This window comes from Microbacterium sp. (assembly GCF_049650565.1).
Lineage (GTDB): Bacteria > Actinomycetota > Actinomycetes > Actinomycetales > Microbacteriaceae > Microbacterium.
This window is the reverse complement of record NZ_JBASAK010000093.1, coordinates 1-13,022: the sequence shown is the minus strand read 5'-3', so window position 1 is coordinate 13,022 and position 13,022 is coordinate 1. Positions and strand designations below refer to the sequence as shown.

14 protein-coding genes are annotated in these 13,022 nt (G+C 70.5%); 6 read left to right on the top strand and 8 right to left on the bottom strand.

Features of this window, described 5'->3' with window-relative positions:
• Positions 1-45: 45 nt before the first annotated feature.
• The 8 genes from moaA to WA967_RS14645 all read right to left on the bottom strand — a co-directional run bounded on the left by moaA (position 46) and on the right by WA967_RS14645 (position 9,094).
• A complete protein-coding gene (moaA, locus tag WA967_RS14680; protein WP_424424128.1) occupies positions 46-1,068 on the bottom strand; it encodes a GTP 3',8-cyclase MoaA in 1,023 nt (340 codons plus the stop codon).
• Between the two features lie 106 nt (positions 1,069-1,174).
• Positions 1,175-2,485 (bottom strand): L-lactate MFS transporter, encoded by a 1,311-nt coding sequence (locus WA967_RS14675; protein ID WP_424424102.1) that lies wholly within the window; start codon positions 2,483-2,485, stop codon positions 1,175-1,177.
• A 94-nt stretch (positions 2,486-2,579) separates the two neighbouring features.
• The gene (locus tag WA967_RS14670; RefSeq protein WP_424424100.1) at positions 2,580-4,892 is read right to left on the bottom strand and encodes an FdhF/YdeP family oxidoreductase; all 2,313 of its coding nucleotides are present in this window, start codon (positions 4,890-4,892) and stop codon (positions 2,580-2,582) included.
• Positions 4,893-5,013: 121 nt separating this feature from the next.
• Positions 5,014-5,928: a formate dehydrogenase accessory sulfurtransferase FdhD gene (fdhD, locus tag WA967_RS14665; RefSeq protein WP_424424097.1), complete on the bottom strand. Its 915-nt coding sequence runs from the start codon at positions 5,926-5,928 to the stop codon at positions 5,014-5,016.
• Between the two features lie 185 nt (positions 5,929-6,113).
• Positions 6,114-7,028 (bottom strand): ABC transporter ATP-binding protein, encoded by a 915-nt coding sequence (locus tag WA967_RS14660; RefSeq protein WP_424424096.1) that lies wholly within the window; start codon positions 7,026-7,028, stop codon positions 6,114-6,116.
• A complete protein-coding gene (gene modB / locus WA967_RS14655) occupies positions 7,025-7,840 on the bottom strand; it encodes a molybdate ABC transporter permease subunit (protein ID WP_424424094.1) in 816 nt (271 codons plus the stop codon). The genes WA967_RS14660 and modB overlap by 4 nt, the downstream gene beginning before the upstream one ends.
• Positions 7,837-8,670 (bottom strand): molybdate ABC transporter substrate-binding protein, encoded by an 834-nt coding sequence (modA, locus tag WA967_RS14650; RefSeq protein ID WP_424424091.1) that lies wholly within the window; start codon positions 8,668-8,670, stop codon positions 7,837-7,839. The genes modB and modA overlap by 4 nt, the downstream gene beginning before the upstream one ends.
• Positions 8,671-8,701: 31 nt before the next feature.
• Complete coding sequence (locus tag WA967_RS14645) at positions 8,702-9,094, bottom strand: TOBE domain-containing protein (RefSeq protein ID WP_424424088.1); 393 nt, start codon at positions 9,092-9,094, stop codon at positions 8,702-8,704.
• 95 nt (positions 9,095-9,189) lie between these two features.
• On the opposite strand from WA967_RS14645, the gene WA967_RS14640 reads away from it, so the two are divergent.
• The 6 genes from WA967_RS14640 to WA967_RS14615 form a co-directional block, all read left to right on the top strand.
• Positions 9,190-10,269 carry a ThiF family adenylyltransferase gene (locus WA967_RS14640; RefSeq protein WP_424424085.1) on the top strand — a complete coding sequence of 360 codons (1,080 nt, stop codon included), beginning with the start codon at positions 9,190-9,192 and terminating at the stop codon, positions 10,267-10,269.
• Positions 10,266-11,468 carry a gephyrin-like molybdotransferase Glp gene (gene glp, locus WA967_RS14635; protein ID WP_424424082.1) on the top strand — a complete coding sequence of 401 codons (1,203 nt, stop codon included), beginning with the start codon at positions 10,266-10,268 and terminating at the stop codon, positions 11,466-11,468. The genes WA967_RS14640 and glp overlap by 4 nt, the downstream gene beginning before the upstream one ends.
• Positions 11,465-11,950, top strand: a complete 486-nt coding sequence (moaC, locus tag WA967_RS14630; RefSeq protein WP_424424079.1) for a cyclic pyranopterin monophosphate synthase MoaC — start codon at positions 11,465-11,467, stop codon at positions 11,948-11,950. The genes glp and moaC overlap by 4 nt, the downstream gene beginning before the upstream one ends.
• The gene (gene mobA, locus WA967_RS14625; protein WP_424424076.1) at positions 11,947-12,534 is read left to right on the top strand and encodes a molybdenum cofactor guanylyltransferase; all 588 of its coding nucleotides are present in this window, start codon (positions 11,947-11,949) and stop codon (positions 12,532-12,534) included. Before moaC ends, mobA begins: the two co-directional genes overlap by 4 nt.
• Complete coding sequence (locus WA967_RS14620; protein ID WP_424424073.1) at positions 12,531-12,794, top strand: DUF6457 domain-containing protein; 264 nt, start codon at positions 12,531-12,533, stop codon at positions 12,792-12,794. The genes mobA and WA967_RS14620 overlap by 4 nt, the downstream gene beginning before the upstream one ends.
• A 1-nt stretch (position 12,795) precedes the next feature.
• Positions 12,796-13,022, top strand: a 227-nt coding sequence (locus WA967_RS14615) for a MoaD/ThiS family protein (RefSeq protein ID WP_424424070.1), incomplete at its 3' end; no start/stop codon positions are given.

The window sequence follows — 13,022 nt, the reverse complement described above, 5'->3', positions numbered from 1 at the left end:
GCCTACTGACGGGGTGCCGCCCGCAGCTCGGTGCGGCCGCACCGATCAGCCGCCGATGTAGGACATCTCGATGCGCTCGGTGGGCGTGTCCGCCGAGCGCAGCTCGGAGTAGCGGTCGTCGCGCGTCTCCCAGATGCCGGCGATGGCGCCCTCCAGTTCGGCATCCGTGCATCCGCCGCGCAGCAGCGCGCGCAGGTCGTGGCCGTGCGAGGCGAACAGGCAGGTGAACAGCTTGCCGTCGGCGGAGATGCGGGCGCGCGTGCAGTTGCCGCAGAACGGCGCGGTGACGCTGGAGATCGCGCCGATCTCGCCGGAGCCGTCGAGGTACCGCCACCGGGTGGCGGTCTCACCCGGGTACGCAGGGCGCAGCGGTTCCAGCGGATGGACGGCGCCGATCCGCTCGATGATCTCGGCGGACGGCACGACCTGGTCGAGGTTCCAGCCGTTGGTGGTGCCGACGTCCATGAACTCGATGAAGCGCACGGTCGCGCCGGTGCCGCGGAAGTGCTCGGCGATCGGCAGCACGTCGTCCTCGTTGACGCCGCGCTTGACGACCGTGTTGATCTTGATCGCGTCGAAGCCGACCTCGGTCGCCACCCGGATGCCGTCCAGCACGCGCTGCAAGGGGAAGTCGATGTCGTTCATGGCTCGGAAGGTGGCGTCGTCGAGGGAGTCCACCGACACCGTGACGCGGTTCAGCCCGGCATCCCGCAGCGCCTGCGCCTTGTGCGCGAGGGCCGACCCGTTGGTGGTCAGCGCGATGTCGAGCCTCTCCCCCTCAGGCGTGCGCAGCTCGGCCAGCATGGCGATGAGCGTCTCGATGTCGCGGCGCAGCAGCGGCTCGCCGCCGGTCAGGCGCAGCTTGTGCACGCCGTGCGCGACGCCGGCCTTCGCGACGCGGACGATCTCCTCGAAGCTCAGCAGCAGCTGCTGGGGCATGAAGTCGTAGTCCCGCCCGAAGATCTCCTTGGGCATGCAGTACACGCAGCGGAAGTTGCACCGGTCCGTGACCGAGATGCGCATGTCGCGAAGCATCCGCCCTCGCGTGTCGCGGAGCCTGGGTCCCAGCTGCACTGCCATATCGTCCACCGTAGTCTCGGTCAGCGGCCCGGGGGCCGGATGCGCGAGGGCCGACCGCGTGCGGCGGCCGGCCCTCGCGGGGAAGAGGATGCCGTTATTCGGCTACCGCGGCCATGACCGCAGACGCCTCCGATGCGGATGCCTTCGGCATCTTCGTGATGGCGGGGACGATCAGCGACACCAGGGCGATGATGCCGATCACCGTGTAGCCCAGCGTGTAGTTCTTCGTCGCGCCGTCGCCGAGCAGAGCGGCGATGATCGGCGGTCCGATGATGCCGCCGAGGCTCCAGCCGATGATCATCAGACCGTAGATGGCACCGGCGTGCTTGACTCCGAAGAAGTCGCCCGCGGTCGCCGGCATGGTGCCGAAGCCGCCGCCGTAGCAGAGGTAGATGATCGCCGCGAGGATGACGAACAGTGCGGCCCCGCTGGCGTGCGGGAGGATCAGCAGGCAGACGCCCTGCAGGCCGAGCATGAGCGCGAACGCCCACATGCGGCCGGTGAAGCCGGACACCCACGCCCAGAAGATGCGGCCGCCGCCGTTGAACAGCGCCAGCACGCCGACCAGGGCCGCTGCATCCACGGCGCTGAACTTCGCCACGCCCTCCGCTGTGCCGGCCGCCTGAGCGATGAAGGCGATGCCGACCGTGACGTTCAGGGTGAGGATGGCCGTCAGCAGGTACCACTGCGGGGTGCGCAGTGCCTCCTTCTCGGTGAACTGCTTGTAGGCGTCCTGGGTGCGGCCGGAGGCGGCAGGCTTCCAACCGGGAACCGTGTAGCCCTCCGGCGGGTTGCGGAAGAACGACGCCCCGACGACGGCCAGCACCACGTAGCCGATGCCCAGCGGCAGGAACGCGCGGTTCGGCTCGGTGGGCGTCATCGCGATCAGCCACTGCGCGACCGGAGCGGTCACCACGGCGCCGAACCCGAAGCCCGCCACCGCCAGACCCGTGATCAGACCGCGCTTGTCGGGGAACCACTTCTGCAGCATGGCGATCGGCACGATGTACGCGTAGCCGAGGCCGAAGCCGCTGATCACGCCGTAGCCCAGCACCAGCAGCCACAGCTGGCCGGCATCGTGGGACACCGCGAACGAGGCGATGATGCAGCCCAGTCCGTAGATGATGCCGCCGGTCAGCGCCACCGGGCGAGGCCCGGTGCGGTCCTGCACCTTGCCGCCGATGTAACTGCCGATGAAGATCATGCCGATGGTCACCGTGAACGTCAGCGACGCCTGAGAGGGCGACAGGTTCATGGCGTCCGGGCTGGCCAGGGCCTTGCCGAACACGCTCCACGCGTAGACGGCTCCGATCGCGAACTGCAGCAGCAGCGCTGCGACCACGATCCACCATCGGCCGGCGGTCGGGCTCTTCCCCGTGCCTCTGGTCGTTGCGGTTGATGACATCTTCGTACACCTCTCTCACAGACTGACTTGTGGACGCACTCGTTCCCCGCTGGGGCGACCGAGCGGCATCCCGGGATCTCTCAGCGCCCGGCGCTCACCTTCCCGCCGGCACGGATGCCGGCTCCAGGCGGATCACGACGGACTTCGACGCGGGCGTGTTGCTGCCCATCGCCGTGAGTCCCAGCGGGACCAGCGGGTTGCCCTCGGGGAAGTACGTCGCCGCGCATCCGCGGGACGTCGGGTACGACACCGCCTTGAAAGCGCGCACCACGCGGTCGACGCCGTCGGAGTACTCGCTGTGCACGTCGACGATCGCGCCGTCGGCGATGCCGAGCTCCTTGAGGTCATCCGGGTTCACGAAGATCACCCGGCGGCTCTTCTTGATGCCGCGGTAGCGGTCGTCCAGGCTGTAGATCGTGGTGTTGAACTGGTCGTGCGCGCGCATCGACTGCAGCAGCAGCCTGCCCTCGGGGCGCTCGATGTACTCCAGGTCGTTCACCGTGATCATGGCCTTGCCGGTCTTGGTCGGGAAGGTGCGCGAGTCGCGCGGACCGTGCGGCAGCACGAAGCCGTGGTCCTGACGCAGCCGCTTGTTGAAGTCGGTGAAGCCGGGGATGACGGCCTCGATGTGGTCGCGGATGGTGTCGTAGTTCTTCTCGAACCCGGCCCAGTCGATGGGGCCGTCGTCGCCCCACAGTGCGCGGGCGATTCCGACCACCACGGCGACCTCGGACTTCAGCAGGCTGGAGATCGGCTTGACCTTGCCCTTGGTGGCGTGGATGGCGCACACCGAGTCCTCCACCGAGAGCGACTGCTCACCGGTGGCCTGCATGTCGATCTCCGTGCGTCCCAGCACGGGCAGGATGAGCGCCTCATCGCCCACGGTGAGGTGGTTGCGGTTGAGCTTGGTGGAGACCTGCACGTTCAGGCCCACCTTGCTGAACCCGTCCTCGGCGGCGTGCGTGTCGGACACGGCGGACACCATGTTCCCGCCCATGGCCATCCAGACCTTGGTCTTCCCCTCCTGCATGGCGGTGACCGACTTGACGACGTCGTAGCCGTGCTCGCGCGGAACCGAGATGCCGAACTCCCTGTCGAGCCCCGCGAGGAACTTCTCCGGCATCTGCTCCCAGATGCCCATGGTGCGGTCGCCCTGCACATTGCTGTGGCCCCGGATCGGCGAGGCGCCGGCGCCCGGCTTGCCCATGTTGCCGCGCAGCAGCAGCAGGTTGATGACCTCCTTGATGATGCTCACGGCGTCGTGGTGCTGGGTCAGGCCCATCGCCCACGTGATGATGACGCGCTCGGAGTGCAGGTAGCGGTCGGCGAGTTCGTCGATCTCCGCCTGCGTCAGGCCGGTGGCCTTGAGCACCATGTCGTTGTCGAGATCCTTGACGTGCTCTCGGAACTCCTCCAGCCCCTGGCAGTGCTCCTCGAGGAACGCGTGATCGAGCACGGTGCCGGGTGCGGCGTCCTCCGCCTCGAGCACCTTCTTCGAGATGGCCTTCATCAGCCACCCGTCGCCGCCGGCGCGGATGAGCATGTACTGGTCGGCCAGACCCGTGCCGTGCCCGATGATGCCGCGCACGCGCTGCGGGTTCTTGTAGCGGCTCAGGCCCGCCTCGTGCAACGTGTTGATGGCGACGATCTTGCCGCCGTTGTCCTTGCACTCCTCCAGCGCGGTCAGCATGCGCGGGTGGTTGGTGCCCGGGTTCTGCCCCATCACGATGATGAGATCCGCCTTGCCGAAGTCCTTGTAGGCGATGGTGTTCTTGCCGATGCCGATGACCTCGCCCATGGCCTTGCCGGTGGACTCGTGACACATGTTGGAGCAGTCCGGCAGGTTGTTGGTGCCCAGGTTGCGAGCCATGAGCTGGTAGATGAACGCGGTCTCGTTGGCCGTGCGGCCGCTGGTGTAGAACGTGGCCTCGTCGGGCGAGTCCATGGCCTTGAGCCGGTCGGCGATGAGGGCGAACGCGTCGTCCCAGGAGATCGGCTCGTAATGGTCCTTGCCCTTGGGCTTGTAGACCGGCTCGATGAGCCGCCCCTGCATGCCCAGCCAGTACTCCGACTTGCCCGACAGGCTGCTGATGGAGTTCTGCGCCCAGAACGACGTCGGGATGGTGACGGGCGTCGCCTCCCACGTGACAGCCTTCGCGCCGTTCTCGCAGAACTCGAACGTCTTGCGGTGGTCAGGATCGGCCCACGCGCAGCTCATGCAGTCGAAGCCGTCCTTCTGATTCATGTCGGTCAGGAGGGTCAGAGCGCGGCCCGCGCCCATCTCCTTGATGCCGGGAATCATGGAGTGCAGCACGCCGGGAACGCCTGCGGCCCAATCCTTCGGAGGCGAGACCTCCATGTTCCTCGCGTCTTCGCTGATGTCCTCGATCGGGGCCTTCGCAGCCATCGTCACACGCTCCTTTGCCTGTCAAGCACAGGCCTACCAGTGATATACGATCCCCGCAAGGGTTGACAGGGCGAGCCGCGTCTGCGAGGGAACACGGTTTCCCGGAGTCTGGAGAGACCGGTCACACCGGGGCGAGCACGCCATCTCGCACGCGCTCGGGCCGGGTGTACACGTTCATGCTCCCGCCGCGGACGAAACCCACCAGCGTGAGCCCGGTGGATTCGGCCATCTCGACGGCCAGCGACGAGGGCGCCGACACCGCCGACAGCATCGGGATGCCGGCCATCACCGCCTTCTGCACGAGTTCGAAGCTGGCCCGTCCGGAGACCTGCAGCACGGTGCCGCCCAGCGGCAGACGCCCGTTCAGCACGGCCCAGCCCACGACCTTGTCGACGGCGTTATGACGCCCGACGTCCTCACGCACCACCAGCAGCTCGCCCGTGGCCGCGTCGTACAGGCCCGCCGCATGCAGTCCGCCGGTCTTCTCGAACGCCTCCTGCCGCGAGCGCAGCTCGTCGGTCAGTGCGGCGAGGGTCGTGGCATCCACCTCCAGCTCGTCACCCGACACGTCGAAGGCGGAGGTCGTCGCGACCTGCTCGATGGATGCTGAGCCGCACACCCCGCAGGCGCTGGTGGTGTACGAATGGCGAGCCCGCGCCGGGTCGGGCAGCGGCGTGCCGGGAGCGAGGGTGACATCCAGCACGTTGTACGTGTTCCCGCCGTCGGCGGCGGAGGCGCCCAGCGCATAGGCGCCGGGGGCGGCTGCGGCACCGCCGGTGCCGGGACCGCCGCAGTGGATGGCCGAGGCGAACTGGTCGTGGTGCGTGATCACGCCCTCCGAGACCAGGAACCCGGCGGCCAGCTCCACGTCGTGTCCAGGGGTGCGCATCGTGACGGTGAGCGGCGCGCCGGAGACGCGGATCTCCAGCGGCTCCTCGACGGCGAGGTTGTCCATCCGGCGCACTGCTGCGCCTTCGGCATCCGCCCTCGGCACGGTGATGTGGACGACTTTCTTGCGCGTGGTGATCCTGCCCATCGCATCCTCCCGGAGTGTGCGCCTTCGCCTCTGTCGCGGTCTGGCTGCCACCGTACTCCCCTGCAGAGGCGCGAGGGCCGGTACGGATGTCGGTCCGATTCACGGATGTCGGCTCAGATCCAGCATCCGCGCCGACATCCGTGCTCTCAACCGACATCCGTACCGCGGTTCGGCGAGGCAGGGGGTCAGGACGGCGGGCGGATGCTGACGATCGCACCTTCGACGAGAGGCGTGCCGGCCGGGAACGGCAGCTCGACGGCGGAGCCGTCGGGCGTGCGGATGCAGGCGCGGATGCCGCTGGCATCCGACTCGACGCTCTCGACCAGCGCCTGCCAGGCCCACGCGCCCGCCGGTCCAGCGACGCCCGCAGAGGCGACCCCGGCGCCCGCGACAGCGGCGATGAACGGCGTCGCGGGCTGCGCGAGCAGATCGGCGGGCGCGCCGTCGGCCGTGAGCCGTCCTGCCTCCAGCACGACCAGCCGGTCGGCCAGTGCGACCGCATCGGTCGCGTCATGGGTCGCCAGCACCGCCGTCGTGCCGGTCTCGGCGAGTTCTTCGCGCAGCAGCGAGCGGATGCCGTCGGCTGTGGCAGGGTCCAGCGAGGTCAGCGGCTCGTCCAGCAGCAGCACGCGCGGCGACGTGGCGAGGGCGCGTGCCAGCGCGACGCGCTGCTGCTGGCCTCCGGAGAGCCGGGCGGGCCGGCGATCGCCGAGGCCAGACAGCCCGACGCGCTCGAGCCAGTCATCCGCCCGCGTCCGGGCCGCATGCCGAGGTGTGCGGCGAGCGCGCAGGCCGAACGCGATGTTCTCGCGAGCGCTGAGGTGCGGGAACAGGCGCGCCTGCTGGCCGAGCAGGATCACGCCGCGGTCGCGCGGCGGCACGTCGACTCCCCCGGCATCCTGCACCGTGCGTCCGTCCAGCACCACGGAACCGGCGGTCAGCGGCACGAACCCGGCGACTGCTCCCAGCAGCGTGGACTTGCCCGCACCGGAGGGTCCCATCACGGCGACGATCTCTCCCGGGGCGGCCCGAAGTCGGGCATCCAGGGCGAACCGCGCCCGGCGCACCTGCACTGCGGCGTCCAATGCGATCCCGGTCATCGCAGCTCCTCCGCGACCGCCGGGCCCTGCCCGGGCCGCCAGCCGCGCACCAGCAGCAGCACGAGCACCGAGGTGACCAGCAGCATCAGAGACAACGCGATGGCGCTGCCCTGGCTGACGCCGGCGCCGTTGAACGCCGTGTATATGGCCAGCGGCATGGTCTGGGTCACGCCGGGCGCGTTGCCGGCGAACAGCGCCGTCGCGCCGAACTCCCCCGCGGCGCGCGCGAAGCACAGCACGGTGCCGGAGAGCAGGCCGGGGCCGGCCAGCGGCAGCGTCACCCGCCACAGGATCGTCCAGCGTCCGGCCCCGAGCCCTGCCGCCGCGCGCTCGTACTCCAGTCCCGACGTGCGGACGGCGCCCTCGAGCGCCAGGACGAGGAACGGGAGCGCGACGAACACCTGGGCGAGCACGACGGCCGGGGTCGTGAACGGCACCTGCCAGCCCGTCCAGCCCAGCCATCCGGTGCGGCCGAACAGGAACAGCAGCGAGAGGCCGCCGACCATGGGCGGCAGCACCAGCGGTACCGTGACGACGGCCCGCAGGACGGATGCCATGCGCGGCGCCGCGCGGGCGATGGTCAGTGCCAGCGGGATGCCGACGAGCAGGCACACGACGGTGGCGATCAGCCCGGTGACCAGCGACAACCGCAGTGCGTCCAGCGCCTCGGTGGAGGTGACGTCCTGCCACAGCGTCGTCCACTGCACACGACCGACCAGGGCCGCCAGCGGCAGCACGAGGAAGGCGATGCCCACCACGGCGGGGACCGCCAGCACTCGAGGCGCGTAACCGCGACGGCCGGGGCCGGTCACGGCTTATCGAACCCGAACTTCGCGAGGATCTTCTGTCCCTCGGGGCCGGTGATGAACGCGACGAAGGCCTTGGCCGCGGTGGCGTTCGGAGCATGTTCGAGCGCGACGATCGGGTATGAGTTGACGACCTGCTCTGCCCCGTCGGGCGTGAACGAGGCGACCTGCCCGGCCGAGGCGGCGGCGTCGGTCTTGTACACGAGGCCCGCATCGGCCTCGCCCGCGCGCACCTTGGTGAGCACGGCGGTCACGTTCTGCTCCTGGCTGACCGGGGCTGCCTTCACGTGCTGCGCGGCCAGCAGCTTCTGGGACGCCGACCCGCACGGCACCTCGGGCGCGCACAGCACGACCTTGACGCCGGTTCTCGCGAGATCGGCCAGCGTCCTGATGCCGGCCGGGTTGTCCTTCGGGGTGACGACGACCAGCGTGTTGCGCGCGAAGACCACAGCTCCGGATGCCAGGCCGGGCCCGGTGACCTTGGCCATGTTGGCCTGGTCGGCCGAGGCGAACACGTCCGTCTTCGCGCCGTTCTCGATCTGCGTGGCCAGGGTGCTGGAGCCGTCGTAGGTGACGGTGACGTGCACGCCCGGGTACAGCTTCTGGAAGGCGGTGACGGACTCATCGAACGAGCCTTTCAGCGACGCTGCCGCTGACACCGACAGATCGCCGGTGAGCAGCTGCTCGGCATCCGACGAACCGGGCTCGTCTTTCGGCGCGACAGCGCCGTCGGAGCCTCCGGCGGGACTCGGGATTCCGGATGGAGTGGCAGAGCAGCCGGCCAGCAGCAGGACGGCGGCTGCGGCGAGTGCGGCGGTGCTCGGGATGCGACGCATGGGCTCCTCCTCGTGTCGGGTGCGGTCGTGCTCAGCGCGGGGTCTCGACGATGACGGTGGTGGCCTTGACGACGGCGACGGCGAGCGACCCGACCTCGAGCCCCAGATCGCGCACGGCCTCGGCTGTCATGAGCGAGACGAAGCGGTGCGGGCCGGCCTGGATCTCCACCTGGGCGGCGACCGTGTCCAGGACGACATTCGTGACCAGCCCTGTGAAGCGATTGCGGGCGCTGGAGCGCACCCCGGTGGGGTCGCCGGCGGAGCGGGCGAGGGCGATCGCATACGTGGCCAGTGCGTCGCCGGGGATCTCGGCGGGGCTCGCTGCGGTGACCGGCAGCACTCCCTGATCCACCCAGCGGCGCACGGTGTCGTCGCTGACGCCGAGCAGGTCGGCGGCCTGCGCGATCTTGTAGCTTGCGGCCATGACCGCAGGCTATCACCGCAGATGCGGATATTGAAGACGATTATCACCGCTCCAGCGGAAGTGCCCGGCCTCTGCGCGAGGACTAGCCTGAAGGCATGCCTCTTCCGCCGCTGGTCGAGCCCGCAGACGCGCTCAGCCCCCGAGAACAGCTGCGCACCGCGCGGCATCAGCGCCTTGCAGGGCTCGGCTCGGAGGGGCAGCGCCGCATCGCGGCCGCGACCGTCGGAGTGGTGGGCGCCGGCGGCCTGGGTGCGCCGGTCGTACTGGCACTGGCCGCGGCCGGCATCGGGGAGATCGTCATCTTCGACGACGACGACATCGAGCTGTCCAACCTGCAGCGCCAGGTGATCCACCGCCTGCAGGACGTGGGGCGCCCCAAGACCGACAGCGTCGTGCGCGTCGCCTCCGACATGTCCGAGACCAGGGTGCGGGTGGTGAGCACGCGACTCTCGCACGAGAACGCAGCCGAGCTGATCGCGGGCGTGGACCTGGTGCTCGACGGCACGGACTCCTTCGAGAGCCGCGAGATCGTCGCCGCCGCCTGCGAGCGGCTGTCACTGCCGCTGGTATGGGGCACCGTGCAGGAGTTCGCAGGACTCGTCACGGTGTTCTGGTCGGCTCCTCCCGAGGGAGCGGATGCCGTGCGCCTGCACGACCTGTACCCGCCGGGCTCCGAGGCACCGGCGTGCTCGGCGGTGGGCGTGTTCGGACCGCTGTGCATCCAGGCGGGCTCGATGATGGCATCCGAGGCGCTGAAGCTGATCATGGGACTGGGAAAGCCGCTGCTGGGACGCATCGCGATGATCGACGCGCTGGCGGGCACCGTGCGCGAGGCGCCGTTGCGAGCCGCGCGGGTCACGGCATCCGCTCGTCCTGCCGAGCCCGACGTGCGCGAGGTCGACGAGCCCGGCGCGGGCGCAGTCGTCATCGACGTGCGCGAGGCCGATGAGGTGGCCACCGGCATGATCGCGGGAGCCCTGCATCTGCCGCTGGGCGAACTCCTCGCTTCGCTGGAGGAGATGGCCGAGGAGCTACGGGACGACGAGGTCGTGCTGGTGTGCCAGGTCGGCGCCCGAGCGCGGCGCGCGGCGCGGGCACTGGCCGGCAAGGGCGTGAGCGCTGTCGTGCTGCGCGGCGGCATGGACGGGTACAACAGCAGGAGGAGTGCGGCATGATCACCGTGGCACAGCATCGGGAGCGGATCCTCGCGGCCGTGCGGCCGCTGGAGGCGACGCGGATGCCGCTGAGTGCGGCGCTCGGGCGCATCCTGCGCGAGCCGGTGCTCTCGGCGGTGGATCTGCCGCTGTTCGACAACTCCGCCATGGACGGGTTCGCCGTGCGATTCGACGATGTGGCTCACGCCTCGGCCTCCTCCCCGATCGCCCTGGAGGTGGTCGCCGACATGCCCGCCGGAAGCCCGGCCGATCCGGCGTTCGGCTCCGGGCAGGCGGTGCGGATCATGACCGGCGCGGCGGTGCCGGCGGATGCCGACACGATCGTGCCGTTCGAGGACACCGAGGGCGGCCTGGCGGACTCGATGGGCTGCATCCGGATCGTCTCCGCGCCCCGCGCCCGCGGACAGCACATCCGGCCGCAGGGCGAGGAGTGCCGTGCGGGCGATGAGATCCTCCCGGCCGGCACCGAGATGGGCGGCAGGCAGCTGGCAGCGGCTGCGGCCGCCGGCGTGCAGCAGGTCGTGGCCTCGCGCGCGCCGCGGTTGGCGGTGATCTCCACCGGCGACGAGCTGCGTCAGCCCGGCGAGGAGCTTGCGCGCGGGCAGATCCCGGAGTCCAACAGCACGCTGCTGGAGGGACTGTGCCGCGAGAACGGCGCCGAGGTCGTGCTGCGCACCTCGGTCACCGACGACGGCGGCGGACTGCGCGCGGCGCTGGCGGATGCCGCGGCTCTCGGCGCCGACGTGGTGATCACCTCCGGCGGCGTCAGCGAGGGCGCGTATGAGGTCGTCAAGCAGGTGGCGCGGATGCAGTTCGTCAAGGTCGCCATGCAGCCGGGCAAGCCGCAGGGCTTCGGCTCCGATGCCGCAGGCCCCCTGCTGTTCGGGCTGCCGGGCAACCCGGTGAGCGTGGCGGTGTCGTTCGAGGTGTTCGTGCGCCCCGCGCTGCGCGCCATGCAGGGTGCGACCCAGTTGGATCGCCTGGTGGTGCGGCTGCCGGTGGTGGAGGCTTGGCGCACGCCCGCCGGGCGGCAGCAGTACCGCCCGGTGCTGGTCACGCCCTCCGGCGTGCGGCCCGCGTCGTCGGGCGGATCGCACCTGGCCGCGAGCCTGGGCCGGGCCGAGGCGTATGCCGTCGTGCCCGCCGACGTGGATCATGTCGAAGTCGGCGACGTCGTCGATGTCATGCTGGTGCCATGACCTTCACGCACCTGGATTCCGCGGGGCACGCCCGCATGGTCGACGTCACCGAGAAGCAACCGACGGTTCGCTCCGCCACTGCGCGCGGGTTCGTGCACTGCGCCGCGCACGTCGTTGCGGCGCTGCGCGATGACACCGTGCCCAAGGGCGACGTGCTGGCCGTGGCGCGGATCGCCGGCATCGCGGGCGCCAAGCGCACTCCCGAGCTGCTTCCGCTCGCGCACGTGATCGGCGTGCATGGCGCGTCGGTCGATCTGCGGATCACAGACGAGGGCGTCGAGCTGGAGGCCACCGTGCGCACCGCCGACCGCACCGGCGTGGAGATGGAGGCGCTGACGGCCGTGTCCATCGCCGCTCTCACCGTGGTCGACATGGTGAAGGGCCTGGACAAGGCCACCTCGATCGCGAACGTGCGCATCGTGGCGAAGACCGGCGGCAAGTCCGGCGACTGGCACCGGCCCGACGAGCCCGCGCGGCCATGACGCTGCAGGCCGTGCTGCTGGCGGGCGGCCGCGCGTCGCGGATGGGCGGGGTCGACAAGCCCGGCCTGCTGGTCGACGGCGTGAGCATGCGGGACCGTGCCATTGCGGCAGTGGTGGCGGCGAGCGCGTCGCCCGTGCTGGTCGTGGGTCCGGCATCCGATTCCGTCGCCGCGGTGCGCTGGGTGCGGGAGGATCCGCCGTTCGCAGGTCCCGCCGCTGCGGTCGTGACCGCGCTGGCGGCGATCGGGTCGGATGCGGCTGACTGGACGCTGCTGCTGGCCTGCGACCTGCCGCGGCCAGAGGGCGCCGTGCGGCTGCTGGCCGACCGCATCCCCTCTCTGGCGCCGGAGTCGGACGGCGTCTGCCTGGCCGACGACGACGGGCGGATGCAGTGGCTGACCGGCGCATACCGGACTGCCGCCCTCGCGCGTGCGGCGGCGGCTCTGCCCGACGGCGGACGCGACCAGCCGGTGCGCGCCCTGGTGGCCGGGCTGTCGGTCGACGTACTGGCGGATCCCGAGGCCAGCGCCCGCGACGTGGATACGTGGGAGGATTACGAAGAGTTGACGAAGGAGCATCCATGAGCGAGAACCATCTGCCTCCCGAGGCCCTGGATCACTGGGCTGACGCGCTGCGCGAGCACTTCGACCTGAGCGCCGAGGACGTGCCGATCTCGCTCATCTTGAACCTGGCGAAGGACGTCGCCAACGGCGTCGCCCGTCCGGCGGCTCCGTTCAGCGCGTTCGTCGCAGGGCTCGTGGCCGGCCGGCGCGGCGGTTCCCCCGAGGACATCCGCTCAGCCGTCGCCGATGTGGCGAAGCTGGCCGGCGAGTGGCAGGGATGACATGGCTCAGGTGAGGTTCTTCGCCGCGGCCGAGGAGGCCGTGGGCAGCTCGCAGCTGACCGTGGATGCGGCGACCCTCGCTGCCCTGACCGCCAGCCTGCGCGACGGCCACCCAGCGCTGGCCGAGATCCTGCCGCGCTGCTCGGTGCTGGTCGATGGTGCCCGCGTGGACGATTCCTGGCCGCTCGGCGGCGACGCCGTGGTCGACGTGCTGCCGCCCTTCGCCGG

Coding starts and splice junctions, on each gene's coding strand:
- WA967_RS14645 (WP_424424088.1), bottom strand. CDS start 9,094: ATGGCCGCAAGCTACAAGATCGCGCAGGCCGCCGACCTGCTCGGCGTC.
- WA967_RS14675 (WP_424424102.1), bottom strand. CDS start 2,485: ATGTCATCAACCGCAACGACCAGAGGCACGGGGAAGAGCCCGACCGCC.
- WA967_RS14670 (WP_424424100.1), bottom strand. CDS start 4,892: ATGGCTGCGAAGGCCCCGATCGAGGACATCAGCGAAGACGCGAGGAAC.
- mobA (WP_424424076.1), top strand. CDS start 11,947: ATGACGCTGCAGGCCGTGCTGCTGGCGGGCGGCCGCGCGTCGCGGATG.
- modA (WP_424424091.1), bottom strand. CDS start 8,670: ATGCGTCGCATCCCGAGCACCGCCGCACTCGCCGCAGCCGCCGTCCTG.
- glp (WP_424424082.1), top strand. CDS start 10,266: ATGATCACCGTGGCACAGCATCGGGAGCGGATCCTCGCGGCCGTGCGG.
- WA967_RS14640 (WP_424424085.1), top strand. CDS start 9,190: ATGCCTCTTCCGCCGCTGGTCGAGCCCGCAGACGCGCTCAGCCCCCGA.
- fdhD (WP_424424097.1), bottom strand. CDS start 5,928: ATGGGCAGGATCACCACGCGCAAGAAAGTCGTCCACATCACCGTGCCG.
- WA967_RS14660 (WP_424424096.1), bottom strand. CDS start 7,028: ATGACCGGGATCGCATTGGACGCCGCAGTGCAGGTGCGCCGGGCGCGG.
- WA967_RS14620 (WP_424424073.1), top strand. CDS start 12,531: ATGAGCGAGAACCATCTGCCTCCCGAGGCCCTGGATCACTGGGCTGAC.
- moaC (WP_424424079.1), top strand. CDS start 11,465: ATGACCTTCACGCACCTGGATTCCGCGGGGCACGCCCGCATGGTCGAC.